Genomic DNA, 17946 nt, shown 5'->3' on the forward strand with positions numbered 1-17946 from the left:
GAAGTAAAAATAATCAGCCTTAAGTAAATATTAAGTTTTTATTCTCTAACCCTGGTAGATACAACACCTGATGTAACTACGGGTTGGTTGATGTTGGGCAATTATCACTACAAATTCTTACGAGAGTCAGCCTGATGACGGACACAGCAACTACTACCACCAGCCTCAATAAGTTCGAGAAATTCAAAGCAGAAAAAGATGGACTTGCTATCAAGGATGACATAGAGAAATTTGCCGCACTGGGCTGGGAAGGAATGAACGAAATAGACCGCGATCATCGACTCAAGTGGGTGGGTGTATTTTTTCGCCCAGTTACCCCAGGTAAGTTTATGATGCGATTGCGGATGCCTAACGGTATTCTCACCAGCAATCAAATGGGTGTTTTAGCCCAAGTGGTGCAGCGTTACGGAGATGAAGGCAGCGCTGACATTACTACGAGACAGAATATTCAATTACGGGGAATCAGGATTGAAGATTTACCAGATATCTTTAATAGATTTGACGCAGTTGGTTTAACCACCGTTCAGTCAGGGATGGATAACGTCCGCAATATTACAGGCGATCCCGTGGCGGGGTTGGATGCAGATGAGTTGTACGACACGCGAGAGTTGATACAGCAAATTCAAGATATGCTGACCAACAAAGGAGAAGGGAACCCGGAGTTTAGCAATTTACCACGGAAGTTTAACATTGCGATCGCAGGCGGACGAGACAATTCAGTTCACGCTGAAATCAATGATTTAGCTTTTGTTCCAGCATTTAAGGAAGCAGGGGAGCAAAATTTCCACCAAAAAACTTTCGGGTTTAACGTCCTCGTCGGTGGCTTTTTCTCCGCTAAACGTTGTGAGGCGGCGATTCCTCTGAATGCTTGGGTGGCTCCAGAAGATGTGGTAACTGTATGTAGAGCGGTTTTGGAAGTTTATCGCGATCGCGGTTTACGTGCTAATCGGCAAAAATCCCGCTTGATGTGGCTAATCGATGAATGGGGTTTAGAAAAGTTTCGAGCAGAAGTAGAAAGCCGTTTGGGTAAATCATTAATATCCGCAGCAGCAAAAGACGAGATCGACTGGGAAAAACGCGACCATATCGGGGTATATAAACAAAAACAAGCAGGATTAAATTACGCAGGTTTACACATTCCCGTCGGGCGTTTGTATGCCGAAGATATGTTTGAAATTGCTCGTATGGCAGAAGTTTACGGCAGTGGTGAAATCCGTTTTACAGTTGAGCAAAACATTGTTATCCCCAACATTTATGACTCGCGTTTAGCAGCATTTTTATCAGAGCCTTTACTGGAAAAGTTTTCCATTGATCCAGGTTTACTGACGCGATCGCTAGTATCTTGTACAGGCGCACAATTTTGCAACTTTGCCCTCATCGAAACCAAAAACCGCGCCCTGGCAATGATTAAAGCCTTAGAAGAAGACTTAACCTTCACCAAACCAGTGCGAATTCACTGGACTGGGTGCCCCAATTCCTGCGGACAGCCTCAAGTTGCAGACATCGGCTTGATGGGAACTAAAACTCGCAAAAATGGCAAAACCTTGGAAGCCGTTGACATATATATGGGCGGCAAAGTTGGCAAAGAAGCCCATTTAGGAACTTGCGTCATCAAAGGCATACCATGCGAAGACTTGCAGTTAGTATTGCAAGATTTACTGATTAAAAACTTTGGGGCAAAACTCAAGGAAGAAGCCCTATTAGTTAGTAACTGCTAGTGGGCATTGGGCAAATGGCACCAAGAAAAGCCCAAAGGCTTGTGTAGCCTCGTTCCCAGCCTCCAGGCTGGGAACGAATTCCGAGAGGCTCTGCCTCTCGTCAGGGCAGGGGCTGTATCTTAACTTAGTGCCATTCGGAATTGGGCAAAACTCATACTTTAGCCTCAAAGGTTCAACTTCCAACCTCAAAGGCTCATCTCACTGTTTTATTCAATTAGTAAAGATTGGAATGCTTAAAAAATTATTTTCATTCAGCGATCGCTACCGCATTTTACATCAGACTTGGTTTGCCTTTTTTCTGACCTTTGTCTGTTGGTTTAACTTTGCTCCCTTCGCTACAACCATTGGGAGAGAGCTACATTTAGCACCAGAGCAAATCAAAACTTTGGGCATCTGTAACCTCGCCTTGACAATTCCCGCACGGCTAATTATTGGGATGCTTCTGGATCGTTTTGGCCCCAGAATCACCTATTCAATGCTGCTGATGTTTGCGGTTGTTCCTTGTTTGGCGACAGCGCTAGCGCAAGACTTTAATCAACTAGTCATCAGTCGTTTGCTGATGGGAATTGTCGGCTCTGGGTTTGTTGTCGGTATTCGCATGGTTGCGGAATGGTTCCAGCCCAAGGAAATGGGCATTGCTCAAGGCGTTTATGGCGGTTGGGGTAACTTTGGGGCTTTTGGCGCAGAGTTTGCCTTACCGATGCTTGCAGTTTCTACTAGCTTTTTCGCTGGTGGTGCTTCTAACTGGCGGTTTGCGATCGCACTTACAGGTATAATTGCAGCCATCTACGGCGTAATTTATTACAACAGCGTCCAAGATACGCCCACTGGTAAAATTTACAAGAAACCTAACAAAAATGGTTCTCTAGAAGTGACCAATATTAAAAGCTTCTGGGCGATGATTGTCTCGAATTTTGGTTTGATTTTCGCCTTGGGTTTATTAGCTTGGCGCTTGGAACAAAAAAACATTCGCTTCCTAACTTTGAGCCAAATGTATCTGACTTGGTTGCTATTAGCAGGATTGTTTGCTTATCAAAGTTACAAAGCTTGGGAAGTAAACCGAGAACTTCTAATTGGCAAGAAAACCTACGCTCCATCTGAACGCTTTCAGTTTGGTCAAGTAGCTTTACTCGAATTCACTTACATAACTAGCTTTGGCAGCGAACTGGCAGTTGTTTCTATGCTCCCAGCATTTTTTGAAAAAACCTTTGCTTTAGAGCATGTCGTCGCGGGGATGATTGCCGCTACTTATCCCTTCTTAAACTTGATTTCTCGTCCCAGTGGGGGCTTAATTTCTGATAAATTTAGCTCACGTAAATGGACAATGACAATTGTCACTGCTGGCATTGGTGTTAGTTATTTGATGGCACATTTTATTAATAGTAAGTGGCCGATTCCGCTAGCGATCGCAGTTACAATGTTTGCCGCCTACTTTGCCCAAGCTGGCTGCGGTGCAACCTACAGCATCGTACCCCTAATTAAGAGAGAAGCCACTGGACAAATTGCTGGTAATGTGGGAGCTTACGGTAATTTTGGCGGCGTAGTTTACCTGACAATTTTTAGTTTAACCGACGCTCCAACACTATTTAGCACAATGGGTTTAGCTGCTTTAATCTGCGCTTTCATGTGTGCCTTCTTCCTCAAAGAACCAAAAGGTTCCTTTGCCCCTACTTATGAAAGTGAATTACCAGAAACCGCAACTACTATCTTCTTAACCGAAGAATAATCAACAGAAGGATGAAGTAGTGAAATTAACTATAGCGCTTCTCTGTTGAGTGTAATACAGACCTAACCCCCAGCCCCTTCCCTGCAAGGGAAGGGGAGTAAGATTCAAAGCCTCTCTCCTTTTAGGAGAGAGGAATGGAAGTGAGGTCAAAATGTATTGCATCCAAACGAGAACCGCTATATCAAAATTTATGAAAATCTCTTTTTCTTCTCTCTGCGCTCTCTGCGTCTCTGCGGTTCGATAAATAAAACTTTTTAGCAATTGTTGCGTAACACACTAATTCCTCCAACTGTCGCTACATCTAAAGGTTGCACAATCAAAATAACAAGTACAACTGCCATGAGTGAATTTACCAAAACTCTCTGTCCCTACTGTGGTGTTGGCTGTGGACTAGAAGTTTCACCCCCAGCCCAACTTGGCAAAGCAACTAATCGAGATAGCCAAGGAAATCCAACTTGGCGAGTTCGGGGCGATAAAGCCCATCCATCCAGTCAGGGAATGGTTTGCGTCAAAGGCGCAACGATCGCGGAATCTTTAGATAAAAATAGATTACATTACCCAATGGTGCGAGACTCCTTAGATCAAGAGTTTCGCCGGGTTAGTTGGGATGAAGTCTTTAATATAATCACGCAGCGCATTCAAACCGTGCTATTCACCCAAGGCCCAGAAGCCTTATGTATGTATGGTTCCGGTCAGTTTCAAACTGAGGACTACTACATAGCCCAGAAACTCATGAAAGGCTGTCTGGGTACTAATAATTTTGATGCCAACTCACGTTTATGTATGTCTAGTGCTGTAGCTGGCTACATTCAAAGCTTTGGCTCAGATGGCCCCCCATGCTGTTACGAAGACTTGGAGTTAACTGACTGTGCATTTTTAATTGGTACTAATACGGCTGAATGTCACCCCATCGTTTTTAACCGACTGGAAAAATATCACAAAAAGAACCGCAAAGTCAAAATGATTGTGGTTGATCCCCGTCGCACACCAACCGCAGAAGCCGCTGACTTGCATTTAGCGATTCGTCCCGGTACAGATATCGACTTGTTAAATGGCATCGCCCATTTATTGATGCGCTGGAACTACATTGATACGATGTTCATGGACGACTGCACCAGCAACTTTCCCGCTTATGCTGAAGTGATTCGGCACTATTCCCCAGAAATAGTAGCTCGTCAATGTGGAATCAGCATTGAAGATTTAGAAACAGCAGCTCGCTATTGGGGTAAATCTGAGCGGGTACTGTCTTTGTGGTCAATGGGTGTGAATCAATCCTCAGAAGGGACAGCTAAGGTAAGAACTATCATTAACCTGCACCTGATGACTGGACAGATTGGCAAACCTGGGGCTGGCCCTTTTTCCCTCACTGGTCAGCCAAACGCGATGGGAGGACGGGAAGCCGGAGGTTTGGCGAATTTATTACCGGGATATCGGGCGGTAAAAGATCCTCAGCACCGCGCAGAAGTTGAGGAATTTTGGGGACTCAAGCCAGGACAGATTTCGCCCAATCCCGGTTTGACTGCTTGGGACATGATTACTGGCTTGGAAGATGGCGCTGTAGAGTTACTATGGATTGCAGCTACCAACCCAGCTGTGAGTATGCCAGATTTAGAGCGGACTAAGAAGGCGTTATTGCGATCGCCTTTCACCATTTACCAAGACGCATATTATCCCACAGAAACCTCTGCTTACGCTCACGTTTTGCTACCAGCAGCCCAGTGGGGTGAAAAAACTGGTGTGATGACAAACTCCGAACGAGTGGTAACTCTGTGTTCAGCATTTCGCCAACCGCCAAGAGAAGCTAAAGCAGATTGGGAAATTTTTGCGGAAGTTGGACGTAGATTAGGTTTTGAGAAAGAATTTGCCTTTGCTAACTCTGCTGAAGTTTATGCTGAGTTTGTCAAACTAACTAAAACTCGCCCCTGCGATATGACAGGTATTAGTCACGCCCAATTACAAGCAGAAGGCCCAACTCAATGGCCTCATCCAGAAAAAAGTTATGAGTTAGAATCTTCAACTCCTAATTGTACAGACGCGATTAATCGCGTCTCTAACAAACGCCTCTACACCAATCTCCGCTTCCACACCCCTGATGGACGCGCTCGATTTGGGGCATATTACTCAAAGGGACTTGCAGAACCACCAGACCCAGATTATCCGTTTGTGCTAACTAATGGACGACTTTACGGACACTGGCATACGCAGACACGCACCGGGCGGATTGAAAAAATTTGCAAAATGCATCCCGAACCGTTTATCGAAATTCATCCCCGTGATGCTGCTAAGTTAGGTATTGTAGATAACCAGTGTGTGGAAGTGCGATCGCGTCGCGGTAAAGCGAAGTTTCCTGCTAAAGTGACAAAAGCGATCGCGCCTGGTACAGTTTTTGTCCCCATGCACTGGGGTTCGCTGTGGGCAGACAATGCCGAAGCTAATGCCCTGACTCATCCAGAATCTTGCCCCGATTCGCTGCAACCAGAATTAAAAGCCTGTGCAGTGCAGCTGATACCAATTGCTGTGGAAGTTACAATCAAAAATCATCAACTCCAGTCCTCACAATGGTCAGCTGCAAAGTAAACCTCTAAAGTGGTAATTTCGTCAATAATCAATAGTCAATAGTTATGATAATTTTTTATGACTCTCTACTTTTGACTGTTACCAATTACCATATCTAAAGAGATAAAATCTCTAGTAACAAGAGGTTTTACTGAGCCGGGATTTTAGCTATGGATAAAGAATAAAAAATAGATAAAAAACTTACAAAACATCAGCAAGGCATCTTTTTTAACAAAGTTGTTCAGTTTAATTCCTCTGCCTAAGAAGCAATACCGTTCAGTTAAGCATTTCTTTCTTCTCTCGGTGTCCTCTGCGCCTCTGTGGTACCCTGCGGGAAGCCGCTCCGCGTCTACGTTAAAAAAATTGACTTAGACAAAGAATTTTAGCCATAACTGAACCCTATTGGCCTAAGAAGGGCAACACGAATTGAACGCCTAATTAAAATCACCGTTAGAAAACGTAATTACGAATTACGTTAGCGTAGCGTTAGCGAGTCATCGAGCGTCATTACGAATTACGAATTATTTTAATCCTCTAGATTTATCTATGGGATTTTCTTTTATTTTAGAATCGGGTGCAGCATTATGAAAAAGCTACTGAGGCGAATTCTAGTAACTACCAGAGATGAGAACTTCATGCACGTCATCGAAAACATAGAAGTGCTAGTTTCTAAAGCTCTATCTATTTTCATGGTAATTGTAATTTTGGTAGCGATCGTAGATTTAGGAATCTTTATTTTTAAAGAATTATTTACAGCGCCTTACGGTACGTTCAACACAACCTTGTATAAGATTTTCGGTTTATTTTTAAATATTTTAATTGCTTTAGAGATTTTAGAAAATATTACAGCCTATTTACGAAAACACGTTTTTCAGGTTGAATTAGTTATTGTCACTTCTCTAATTGCTGTCGCCAGAAAAATTATTATTCTTGACTTTGAAAAAGTTGGAGGTCTTGATATAATTGGTCTAGGTATAGCTATTCTTGCCCTATCAATTAGTTATTTGATAATTCGTATCAGTAATTCCAAAGATGCAAGTTAATTGAAGGAGGCAGGAGGCAGGATGAGCAAGCAACAGTATAAATAATGAGCTAATTTTGAATACTTTCTTATGACAAATTTCTTTGAATTTGAAGCAGACTTTGTTGATTCTTTGCGTTGCATCCCCATGCAGGTGCGTTGCAAATTAGATACCTGTGGCATCAAGCTAAAATTGTCTGATTGGAATCAAATGACTACAGCAGAGCGTCAAGCTTTAGTCGAATTACCTTGTACTACAGAAACGGAAATTCATTTTTACCACGACCATATTCAGCAGTTAATTGTACAACGCACGGGTATACCAGCGACAAAATTGCCCATCGAGCCTCATCCTGCATGGCTAGACTCTGCCACTGTACCAGCCAGCCTTCAGGAAAAAGCTCAAGAAATAGGTGTAACCCTAACACAGCAACATTGGGCAGCTTTAACGCCCTTACAGCGTTTTGCCTTGATTAAACTCAGCCAACCAGGACATGAAAACAAAAATTTTAAGAGAGCGATCGCAGAATTCCATCTGCTTTAATTAGTCAATAGCCATTAACAGAACAAATCTGTAGGGTGCATTACACTTTGTTAACTTGCCACCCGAAAATGATACATTACAGCACAATTAATCCCGTAATGTATCAAAAATTCGCCCATAGGCTAACGCCTAACGTAGTTGACTTTAAATTAATATTTACTTTATAAACAACTATTAACTATTGACTAATAGGTGAGGGTAACAAAAATATGGCTGCAAAAAAACTTTTGATGCTTGTTGGAGACTATGTAGAAGACTATGAAGTGATGGTTCCTTTCCAGGCGTTGCAAATGGTGGGACACACTGTCCATGCAGTTTGCCCCGACAAAAAAGCTGGCGACAAGGTGCGGACAGCAGTTCACGACTTTGAAGGAGACCAGACTTACAGCGAAAAACCCGGTCACAATTTCACTTTAAATGCTACGTTTGCAGAAATAGAAGCCGCAACCTATGATGCCTTAGTCATTCCCGGAGGACGGGCACCAGAATATATCCGTCTGAATCAGCAGGTGCTAGAAATCACCCGTCACTTTGCCCAAACGAATAAACCGATTGCTGCCATTTGCCACGGCTTGCAGTTATTGGCAGCTGCTGATGTACTGCAAGGCAAGAGATGCACTGCTTACCCTGCTTGTAGCCCAGATGTCAAGAGTGCTGGAGGGATTTATGTCGATATCCCTGTTGATCAGGTAATAGTTGATGGTAACTTGGTGACAGCACCAGCTTGGCCTGCTCACCCCCATTGGCTGGCAGAATTCCTCACAGTACTTGGAACTAAGATTGAACACCCAGAACTGACTACAGTTGTTTGAAGCAAGATACCGGAAATCTTTTGGTTCGATCTTCGCAGCAGTTTCTTTCCCTACTCCGAAGGGGATTAGTCAATTATCAGTGGCAAAAACAACTGATAACAGAAAGCCAAAAATTATATATTTTTTTGATGAAACTAAATGCAGTAAAAACTACTATTTTTTGATAAATTGCCGTAGGTTTAATTTGCAGCTAGCATGTCAAGAGTACACCACCGATACAACCTGATTTATCCGCCTAACAAGCCAGGTTTAGGACAAACTCTCAGCAGATGGAATACTTATTTACATTAGGTGAAACAATTTGAAATTTTACAGCTGAAATTTTAAATTTCTTAGCAGTAAGTGAAGCTATAGTGGATTTAGCAATGCTGCTCTTAATGTGGCTAAGGTTAGTCCTGCTGCCAAATTATGTGAAGAATTAGTTTAGAAACGCACTTCTTATCGATGACAGGCAAAAAAGCAAGACATAATGCATTTCTGCGGCTAGTGTCTGGTAATGGGGCAGCTTTTGGATCAGAATCTCGCTACTCCCTGCCCCCCAGTAAAGAAATGGTAATTGGACGCGACCCCAGCTGCCAAGTTGTCTTGGATGCCATGATGTACCGAATGGTATCTCGTCGTCATGCGGTGGTTCGTCCCCTTTCTCTATCCCCAGATAGCAAATTCAGCTGGGTGCTTTGTGATTTGAATAGCGCTAATGGCACTTATTTGAATGGACAACGCTTGTATGAATGTCAGGAATTGCAGCCAGGCGATCGCATTTCTCTAGGTGCTGATGGCCCACAATACGTTTTTGAGTACGAGTTTACCTCACTCACCCCAGCCACGACAGTTAACCAACTTACACCATTACCTTCGGCGACAAACTACCACAACCACACGCAATTAAAGCAGCCAGATTCTGTTAGCTTCACCCAGCTTTTTCCGATTATTTCCACTGGTAAAGATTTAACTCGTAAAGCTTACCTCATACCGGGAATATTGACCGTAATCTTTGTAGTGTTAATGTTTGCTACAGTCGGTCAGCCCCAAGCTAATCAAGTTATTGTCGCAACTTACATCGCCTTCGCTGCCTACTATTTTGTTTACCAACTTTGCGGTAAACAGAAGCCTTGGTGGGTGCTAATGGCTACGGCATTGGGTACGATGCTGATTTTGCTCAGTCCGCTGTTGGATCTATTTATCTTCGTGTTTCGCGGCGTCCTGCCTGGAAGCTTGCCCTCACCCCAAGAATCTATCACCTTCACAGAGTTGCTGGTGCGGATGTTTTTTGGCGCTGGCTTGATGGAGGAATTACTCAAGGGATTGCCTGTACTAGGGGCCTTTGCCATCGGTAGAATTTTGTCTTCACCTTGGCGGGAACGCATAGGCGTCTGGGAACCTCTAGATGGTATTCTCCTGGGAACAGCTTCTGCTGTGGGCTTCACTCTCTTGGAAACTCTCGGACAATATGTGCCAGATATTACTCAAAATGTCACGCAACAGGTGGGTACAGGCGCTGCTGGTCAACTGGCGGGTTTACAACTGCTAATTCCGCGAATTTTAGGCGCTGTAGCTGGACACATGGCTTATAGTGGCTACCTGGGTTATTTTATCGGGTTGGCTGTCCTCAAACCCAGTCGAAGTTGGCAAATTCTCTCTATTGGTTATCTTAGTGCCGCTGCGCTCCACGCTCTGTGGAATGCTACAGGATCAATCAATGCCTTGCTGTTGGTAGTTGTTGGGGTATTATCTTACGCCTTTTTGATGGCGGCAATTCTCAAGGCACGGGCACTGTCACCGACGCGATCGCAAAATTTTGCTACCCGATTTCTTGGGCCAAAATAAGAGATGGGGTGCAAGGGGAAATGAGGGGGACAAGGAGAATAACCAATGCCCAATGCCCAATGCCCAATGCCCAATGACTCTTGAATATTTATCTCTTGGGATAGATGGCCTAGTTTGAAAATCAGCGTATTGTAAATTTATTATGGGGTGAGTATACTCACAAAAATAAAGATCATTAAAGTTTTTTGTTGCAAAAGTCTTGATTTTCGACTCTTTCTTTGCGCCTCTGCATAAGGCAACCAACATCTTTGCAAGAGATGCCTCTGAACAGAGTTCGTGCAAAGCTGGGACTACGCGAACACAGCCCATGATGGAAATTTTAGCTTTCTCTACTTTTTCTATTCCCTGTCACCTATCACCTATCACCTGTTCCCTATTTATGGTTCAGACTGAGACTTGTTGAGTTGATTGAAAGCATAAGAAGCGATCGCTAAAGTAACCTTTGCTTTCTCTACTTCTGATAAAGCTGTCCATTCGCTATTTTTAAGATTACTGAGCGCAGATGCCGCGTTTTGCGATTCGCTACTTCGCATCGCGTAAGCAAAAGGACGAGCCAAAACTAAAAGATCCTCTGTTCCCCAAGTTGGTAGTACTGTCTGAACGCACTCAACCAGGTGCTCACCCATTAATTGGTGAGAAGCAAATATCTCAGCAGCTTTGGTGGCGATGGCATTGAGCAATACTTGGGGGACATATACACAAAAAGTAGTACGTAATATTTCTTGAAGATTAAGCACTACTGCCTGTTGTCGGTTGTGATTGTAGTCTGGTGTAGAAGTAATACCAGACCAAAGTGTGTCTAGATGGCTGTAAAAATCTTCCGATCGCGTCGTCAGTTCTTCGTCAAGCAAATCTGGCACTCCGAACTGTTCTTCTAGTTCCTGAAAATAAGCTTCTGATTCATCATCACCTGGATTCCAGGGATAGGTAGCATCCTCTGGTTCTAGTAACGCTTCTAAAAACTCTAATTCTACTTGAGATGGCAAAGAGGAGAAAGTGTCTGAGCCGTTAATTTTTTTAGCCATTTTTTATTGCCTCAAGATTATTTGGTCATATTGACAGCTACAATTCCTCAGAAGAGATTTCCGCAAAAACAGTTGATTTTTTCTCCCGGAAAAACAGATTTTAAAAGCTGATGCTCAACATCAAAATCCATTTCTGCAATAGCTATGTTAGCAATCCTCAATAATAAACTCCCAGGTTTCACCTCTAGCACTTCCAAACTTTAACTGCATTCCCGATTTTAAGGGGACTTCCTCTCGGAGGATTTGTTGCCAACCACTAGGGCCTAAAAACCAGGTTGTCCCGTAGGTGGAAAAATCTTGCAAGTAATAAGTTCGCATCAGTGTAGCATCAGTAAGAGTATTGCGGCAGAATATTTCGGCATGGCGTTTAGAAACAGATGGTTCGGGGATGACAATATCATTGTCCTTGGTGCGACCGATGCGGGTGACTCCATAACGCAACAACCAGGTTTTACCTTTTGGGGTGAGCGATCGCAAAGAAGCAGTCGGAAGCGGGGAACCTACATCAGGAATGGCTGTGTCTGGTAGTTCCGTAATCCCTTCATCCAGGTTCTTAATCAGTTCGCCATTAAAATCTGGATGCAGGTAGAGAACAGGCAGAGTCCAAGCAGGTTGATTAAATTTATACAGTGTTAACAACTCTTGCCTAGCCTGTGCTACGGCTTCATCAATTGGTTTGTGCGATCGCAAAGCTTCGGTAAAGGCTTGAATAAAGCTGTGGCTTTCGTGATCAGCGATTTCATCGCGCATCCCCAAAACCGCAGGCACACCATGACGAATTAGGACTTCTGCTAAACTGCTGGCAGGTATCGCTTGATGATTGATTGCAGCTGGTTGTGCGCCCCAACAGGCGTTGAAAACCGCTAGTTTCACACCTGTACGGGTCAATACTTGTGCCAACTCTATCCCATTCAGGGGCATATCTGGTCGCAAAAACAGTAACCCCCCGTCTGGGCCCGGCAAACCATGTCCAGCGTAAAACAAAACATTGTATGCTTTGGTTTCTAATTCATCAATCAACTCTTGTGGAGTTGGTTGTAGGAGTTGATTGACTATACAAGGTGCATATCTTTGGGAATTACCACCCACAGGCGTATCTGCAAGACTTTGCTGTAAGATAGCAGCTTCTTGTTCCACTTGCAGCTTTTCATCATGACCTAAAACCAGCAGGATACTTAAAGCCTGGTCAGTTCGCAAATACGGTAAGGCGTCAACTTCAGTGCTGGTGCGACTAAATAGCAAATCTGGGGAGAGAGACATAGCCGGTTGACCAGGCTCACGCTGCATAATTTCCCAAGGGAAAGCGATCAGATCCGGGTCGCGAATTTCTAGTCGAAAGCGCAAACGTGTATGCTGACCCATAGCAATACCGCGACTGCGTTCTAGACTACCAAGAATTTGCCCGTCGAATATCCAGCGCCATAAATTCATTCCCAAGTATTGCATCAGACGACTACTGTAGGGGCCAGTAGTTTGACTTGAAGGGGGTGAAATCCAATCTATGGGCAATGGGTTGGACTTTTGAGATGTTGAGTTTGGGGAAATATCGAGGCGACTATGACCGGCAAACATCTGCTGCCATTCTTGCCAGACTTGGGTGAGTTCAGCAGGCCATACACAGTCACGTAAAACGTAGCCACTGGGATAGGGAGCGTTGACCACCCAAATGGCGAAGTTGTCAGTGCCAGTGTTTAGAAGACGGGCGATCGCCAAATTCAGGGATGGCATGGATTCATTAAAATAAAAGCTAAAAATAAATTATTTAAAATAACAATTCTCCAAAGTGAAAATTTTCTACTTTTTTACCTTGTAAATTTTTTACTCTGATTGTTACCTGTTATTATTCCAGGTTTTTACAAGTTTATCGAGTATTTAACTAAGTTGGACTGGTTTCAGTTGGTTTAGTAACTGGCGGTTGCGTGATAGTTCTACATGGATTTGGTTCGTCTGATTGTAAAACAACGCCAAAACGGTTCAGTTGGGAGAAGTCTAGCAAAACTCTTGTTGGCAAAGGTTTTGAATTTGGTGGAACTGAGGTAATTACAGCTGGGTTATTAGTCTTAGCTGGAGTTTGTGTGCTTTTATTGGCACAGACTCGCATAGATACCGAAAAATTTCCAGAAGTAGGTTTGGGATTTGATTTTTTCTCAATAACTTCTAAAAAAGTCCCACGGGGAAGCGATTGGTTGTTTCCCAAGGAGATATCATTGTTGGTTTTAATTACCCAACCACGATCAAGGTTAGCAAGCGATCGCGGTGCAGGTGTCGCTTCGATGCTAGGGTTTAGAGTTTGTATGGGATTGGAAAAAATTGGAAATTGCCCTGATTGCGATCGCAGTTGCTTCACGAACAATCCTAAAGCACCTGCTGCTACCACAAATATTAACGGAACTATCCACTGTAGCGGTAAACTGGAGGTTTTGACTGGCTCCTTTTCGGGAATGACCTGAGTTTTGTGGTTTGGGCTACCTAAAAGTGTCGCATCTGTCGCCCTGGAAGTAAAATCAACAGTTTTCGCGGAATAACTCTCTGGAATAACTGCTTTGATGGTGATCTCTGGTTCCCAGTATTGGACTTGATAATGGACTAAAGCGACGGTGACATTATCGTGTCCATTTTTAGTATTAGCGATTTCGACTAATCTATCCGCAACATTTACTATATTTGTTTCCCCAACTAGAATCGGCAAGATTTCTGTTTCCCAGTACTCCTCCACCCGATCAAAATCACTCAAACCATCGGATGTGAGTAGAAAAACAGCATCTTCATCGAGCATAAACCGTGTTGATGTGGGATGCAATGAAGTGCTGGGCCCCATGCCCAAAGCCTGGACGAGAGAGCCAGCAGCACTCTGTTGCACAGCCTCGCGGTAAATGGCATAGCCTAGCCGCACCTCGCGGGAAGCAACATCATCGTCGAGGGTAACTTGATAACAGCCGTGGCGTGTAATCCAGTAGGCACGACTATCACCAACGTGGGTAATGTACATTTCGTGAGCAACAGGCAATGCCATGACTAAAGTCGTGCCCATACGCTGACGCCCTTGGCGATTTTCAGCGTCATTGCGCTGACTAATTTTGTCATTGGCAATTGCCACTGCCCTTTCTAGGTCATCGAGCAGTAGTGAAGGGTCTATGTGGTCGTAGGGAACTTTTGTTAGTTGCTGTACCTGCTGCTGAATGGTTTCAATCGCTAAATTTGAGGCGACATTACCGCCCTCGTGGCCACCGATGCCATCACAGACAATTGCTAAGGCTGTTGGCTGGGGTGGTTTGCTCACCAGAGTACCACTGGGGGGGCTACAGGCATCTTCGTTACGTTGGCGACTTGGCCCGGTGTCGGTTTTGGTGATAATTTTGATCGTGGGTGTTTGCGATCGCCCTAACCCAGCCAGTCCCCCATCTAAAACTCCAATTAATTGCTCGGTTGAATTAATCTCTCCCTGAATTAAGGAAAGGCTAACCTGATCAACAAATTCAGCTATAGCTGGTTTGGCATCCCTGACTAACTGCTGCCAAAATTCACCTAATTGGGGCAATTCTGGTGATGTTGCGACGTCGAAACGCAAATCCAACAAACGTACTAACGATCCTTCTACCCGTAATACATAGGAGTCAAGTAAGCTAGAGGCGACACCTTCACTCACAAGAGGTTGCCACAGATGAGCTATTTGCCATAACCAATTGAGTTGACGCATCGATGTCGCATCACGCCAAGCGGTGGTTAACTCACTGCCCAAATGGACTTGTTGGATTGTGTCATCTACTAATAGTGGCGGTTTTTCTAAGAGTAATATTTCTCGCTGGGAGGGGCCATCGGCTAGAAAAAGCACTCCATATACCTGCGGTACGTGTAGGCGGTAGGGAATGAGTCTCAGGTAAGCTCTTAGAGGCTGTAAATTATCTAACTCAGGCGTTAGCGCTAATAAACCAGGCTTCGTATCTAAAAGAAGAAATTTATCAAGGACTAAATAGCGATCGGCTAATATTTCTCCAGGGCTACCCACACTTGGGCTATCTACCACAGCCCAGAGGTAATTTTTGGGTAGGGGCGTGGAACATCGCTGGCAAAACTTGTGAGTCAGGGGGTTGGCAGCCTGACAATTTTCATTTGGACAGTAGAGCGTTGCCGCGTCATTTTCCATAGTTTTCGCACCGATCAGCGATTGGCAATTTCTTTAACAGCATTAGTAGGGACAATCTAGACCGCTCATCTTTCTTAAACTTGACATACCCAGACTTTAGATGATGATTTTAGCTGACGGATATCAGCAGGTGCTAATACTTACTTATCCAAAAAATACGCTCCCAAGTCAACCCTACAGCCTCATCATAGCTTCTGTTGCCCTGTGATTCTCCATCGCCAAAGCAACTCACTCCAACCCTGTCCCCAAAGCATAACCTAAGCATGACTATGTTATTTGCTTTTGCTGAATTACCCCATCATCAAGAGGCAGATAATGTTGGTATTTATTTAGTTTATAAGTAGGATAGCAATAATTAACTTTAATTAAGAATTAAGAATACCAAATATACTTTTGGCAAAAGTAGCTGACGAATGCAGTGGCTCTAAAAATCTCTTCGGGAGTACTGTTAGCGGATAGCTAGGGTTGAGCCAGTGCTGAGTTAAGAAGTAGTACTTATGAATATTTCCACTCTAAGCCGAGGCACTTTTAACTCAGCACTCTTCATACAGAAGGGTTCAGCCAGCCCGCTACCAACTCTTGAGCTTATTGTTTGTCGTCAATTGCAACTTGGGGGACTCCCATGCTGTAGTTGGTAACACGCGCAGAGAGATTGTAGCTGATTTCGCCGAGTTGCAGGAGCGATCGCAGATAATGCTCTAAGTCTGACCCAACACGGCGTAAGTTATAGTCTGTGAGGTCTGCGCCACTAGATGCTTCTACTAGTTCATCAAATTTTCGGTAAACCTTTTGCAGCGCATCTTCATTCCAGTTAAATTCGTTGTCTGGGTCAATATCTAACGTTAAAACCTGTTCACTGGGAACCAGTTCGCCATCCCGGTCAATTTCACCTGCAAAAATGCGGACATGCCGGGTTGTGGACTTGAGCAGCATCGGGTTATCCATAAAAGGGTGTAAGATTTGGGTGGATTACACTGAAATTATTGTAGACGTTATCTCTGAGCTTGAATGCTCTCAATTTACAAGCTTTGAACGCAGTTTCAAAAGGGTATATTGAATGGGCATAAGTAAAAATATCACCTTTACTGATTAGCTTGCTACTTCTATTAGGAGTTGAAGCCGGATCTAGCTGCTAGTACTGACAGTAGTCCAATTATTTTTCTGCAAAAATTACTGGGTAGAGTGTTTTCATTTGGGGCATATAAACAAGTTAAAGCGGTGTGCTAATCTTACCTACTGCGAAGATTTTTTTACTCATCAAGCCCAAAAGACAGTAGGGTAAGGCACTCGGCAGGAATAATTTCATCTGTGTACATTTTTTTATGGAGAAGAGAAATTTTACCTTAATAATTATGCTCATCAATTTCTGCGGAATTTTCTATTGAAAAAAACGTACATCTAGTAATTTTACGGAATAGGGCTACATCGACCGCTGGCTTTAATAAACTCAAAAAACTTAAGCGGTTTTACTTACGTATAAACACCAAAATTAAAGTAACAAGTCAAACTGTTATTGACGTTAACATCAAGTTGATGTAAAAAGCTTTAAAAAGGTCGAACAACTTCTTACAGAAACTTTATTGTGTAGAATCTTAAAAACTGAATAATAGTTATGGCTTACCATAAGCTACATCTGGCACAGGAACATCAAAATCTAGACAGTGAAAATCTAGCTTGAAAATAAAACACAGGAGAGTGAAATGGGATACAAAGGTGATTGATGAAGAAAAATTCTTAATTCAAGCACTTTGGATTCAAAAAAGATATAAAGAATTTTGCTGGACATCTACCTCCTTACCCTCATGACCACCAAGTAAAGGAATCTCAATAGCTATGAACTCCAAAGCATTACCACGCCAGATAAATAATCTCGAAGTAGGTGTTTATGAGTGCGAAATACATCTCAAATTCCGGTTGATTGAGGAAAAGAGTCTATTGGGCGATCGCGAGCAACTATTACAGGTGCTACTTGATGCTTTAACCGAGGGTTCTGATGACTTTTTGGAGACGCTGCAAGCGTCCGTTAAAGCGCAGGAAGTATCTGAGTTTAAAGCCTCACCTCAAATGCGACGCCAGCTAATGCGCTTGCGTAATGCTGCTGAAAATCCTCAAACTTAAAGGTGTAATTTAAGTAGTGACAAATTTTGAATTGGGCATCAAATCAAATGTTGATCCCATACCCCCGTTGCCATAAAAACTAAGCAGCAAGTAGAATTCATAAAATATTGTGATTTCTACTTTGTGAAAGTCTTATTTAGCAGCACAAAGTCCCAGGAACAGTTTCCGCTATTAAAAACTTTGTAGCAAAGGGTACTGGTAGAATCTGAGAGCAAATTCAGCCGGGTGCATTTTACCGAGTTTTTATCAAAACATTGCAGGAATAACAAAACCCTGTGTCTTTACAGATGGGGAATTGGACAACAGGCGCAAATCAAATGAAAACCTAAAAGACCAAAGTAAAAATAAATAACCTTTCTTTTAGCTTTTTGCTTTAGCTCAGTGCCTGATTTGCTGAAATACTTATGTTTTATCTATTACTGGTAATAGGTCATGGTTTAGCAGCCAGTTACCTG

At 43.3% G+C, this 17946-nt stretch carries 12 protein-coding genes; 8 read left to right on the forward strand and 4 right to left on the reverse strand.

Translation table 11 applies throughout. The features are described from left to right. Positions 1-134: 134 nt before the first annotated feature. From HWQ41_RS32665 to HWQ41_RS32695, 7 genes are all read left to right on the forward strand, one after another. The gene (locus HWQ41_RS32665) at positions 135-1718 is read left to right on the forward strand and encodes a ferredoxin--nitrite reductase (protein ID WP_292772148.1); all 1584 of its coding nucleotides are present in this window, start codon (positions 135-137) and stop codon (positions 1716-1718) included. 229 nt (positions 1719-1947) lie between these two features. Continuing rightward, positions 1948-3444, forward strand: a complete 1497-nt coding sequence (locus HWQ41_RS32670; protein ID WP_292772150.1) for a NarK family nitrate/nitrite MFS transporter — start codon at positions 1948-1950, stop codon at positions 3442-3444. Between the two features lie 339 nt (positions 3445-3783). Continuing rightward, positions 3784-6021 carry a molybdopterin oxidoreductase family protein gene (locus HWQ41_RS32675; protein WP_292772152.1) on the forward strand — a complete coding sequence of 746 codons (2238 nt, stop codon included), beginning with the start codon at positions 3784-3786 and terminating at the stop codon, positions 6019-6021. Between the two features lie 563 nt (positions 6022-6584). Continuing rightward, on the forward strand, positions 6585-7043 hold the full coding sequence (locus tag HWQ41_RS32680; RefSeq protein ID WP_292772154.1) for a phosphate-starvation-inducible PsiE family protein: 459 nt from the start codon (positions 6585-6587) through the stop codon (positions 7041-7043). A gap of 69 nt (positions 7044-7112) precedes the next feature. Beyond that, positions 7113-7565, forward strand: a complete 453-nt coding sequence (locus HWQ41_RS32685; RefSeq protein WP_292772156.1) for a nitrate reductase associated protein — start codon at positions 7113-7115, stop codon at positions 7563-7565. Between the two features lie 209 nt (positions 7566-7774). Then, positions 7775-8377, forward strand: coding sequence for a DJ-1/PfpI family protein (locus HWQ41_RS32690; RefSeq protein ID WP_292772158.1), 603 nt, complete (start codon positions 7775-7777; stop codon positions 8375-8377). Between the two features lie 444 nt (positions 8378-8821). After that, the gene (locus tag HWQ41_RS32695; RefSeq protein WP_292772160.1) at positions 8822-10204 is read left to right on the forward strand and encodes a PrsW family glutamic-type intramembrane protease; all 1383 of its coding nucleotides are present in this window, start codon (positions 8822-8824) and stop codon (positions 10202-10204) included. A 377-nt stretch (positions 10205-10581) separates the two neighbouring features. Here HWQ41_RS32695 and HWQ41_RS32700 read toward each other — a convergent pair whose 3' ends face one another. From HWQ41_RS32700 to HWQ41_RS32715, 4 genes are all read right to left on the reverse strand, one after another. After that, positions 10582-11229, reverse strand: coding sequence for a hypothetical protein (locus tag HWQ41_RS32700; protein WP_292772162.1), 648 nt, complete (start codon positions 11227-11229; stop codon positions 10582-10584). A 147-nt stretch (positions 11230-11376) separates the two neighbouring features. Beyond that, entirely contained in the window at positions 11377-12957 is a 1581-nt protein-coding gene (locus tag HWQ41_RS32705; RefSeq protein WP_292772164.1) for a CHAT domain-containing protein, read from the reverse strand. A gap of 148 nt (positions 12958-13105) precedes the next feature. Beyond that, positions 13106-15373: a protein phosphatase 2C domain-containing protein gene (locus tag HWQ41_RS32710; RefSeq protein WP_292772166.1), complete on the reverse strand. Its 2268-nt coding sequence runs from the start codon at positions 15371-15373 to the stop codon at positions 13106-13108. A gap of 585 nt (positions 15374-15958) precedes the next feature. Then, the gene (locus tag HWQ41_RS32715; RefSeq protein ID WP_292772168.1) at positions 15959-16318 is read right to left on the reverse strand and encodes an NAD(P)H-quinone oxidoreductase subunit M; all 360 of its coding nucleotides are present in this window, start codon (positions 16316-16318) and stop codon (positions 15959-15961) included. Positions 16319-17206: 888 nt separating this feature from the next. Between HWQ41_RS32715 and HWQ41_RS32720 the strand changes: the two genes are divergently transcribed. Next, a complete protein-coding gene (locus tag HWQ41_RS32720) occupies positions 17207-17491 on the forward strand; it encodes an Npun_R1517 family heterocyst differentiation transcriptional regulator (RefSeq protein WP_138498346.1) in 285 nt (94 codons plus the stop codon). Positions 17492-17946: the final 455 nt, after the last annotated feature.

The organism is Nostoc sp. NOS(2021), from assembly GCF_017115025.1.
Classification (GTDB): Bacteria; Cyanobacteriota; Cyanobacteriia; order Cyanobacteriales; family Nostocaceae; genus Nostoc.

Coding starts and splice junctions, on each gene's coding strand:
- HWQ41_RS32665 (WP_292772148.1), top strand. CDS start 135: ATGACGGACACAGCAACTACTACCACCAGCCTCAATAAGTTCGAGAAA.
- HWQ41_RS32670 (WP_292772150.1), top strand. CDS start 1,948: ATGCTTAAAAAATTATTTTCATTCAGCGATCGCTACCGCATTTTACAT.
- HWQ41_RS32675 (WP_292772152.1), top strand. CDS start 3,784: ATGAGTGAATTTACCAAAACTCTCTGTCCCTACTGTGGTGTTGGCTGT.
- HWQ41_RS32680 (WP_292772154.1), top strand. CDS start 6,585: ATGAAAAAGCTACTGAGGCGAATTCTAGTAACTACCAGAGATGAGAAC.
- HWQ41_RS32685 (WP_292772156.1), top strand. CDS start 7,113: ATGACAAATTTCTTTGAATTTGAAGCAGACTTTGTTGATTCTTTGCGT.
- HWQ41_RS32690 (WP_292772158.1), top strand. CDS start 7,775: ATGGCTGCAAAAAAACTTTTGATGCTTGTTGGAGACTATGTAGAAGAC.
- HWQ41_RS32695 (WP_292772160.1), top strand. CDS start 8,822: ATGACAGGCAAAAAAGCAAGACATAATGCATTTCTGCGGCTAGTGTCT.
- HWQ41_RS32700 (WP_292772162.1), bottom strand. CDS start 11,229: ATGGCTAAAAAAATTAACGGCTCAGACACTTTCTCCTCTTTGCCATCT.
- HWQ41_RS32705 (WP_292772164.1), bottom strand. CDS start 12,957: ATGCCATCCCTGAATTTGGCGATCGCCCGTCTTCTAAACACTGGCACT.
- HWQ41_RS32710 (WP_292772166.1), bottom strand. CDS start 15,373: ATGGAAAATGACGCGGCAACGCTCTACTGTCCAAATGAAAATTGTCAG.
- HWQ41_RS32715 (WP_292772168.1), bottom strand. CDS start 16,318: ATGGATAACCCGATGCTGCTCAAGTCCACAACCCGGCATGTCCGCATT.
- HWQ41_RS32720 (WP_138498346.1), top strand. CDS start 17,207: ATGAACTCCAAAGCATTACCACGCCAGATAAATAATCTCGAAGTAGGT.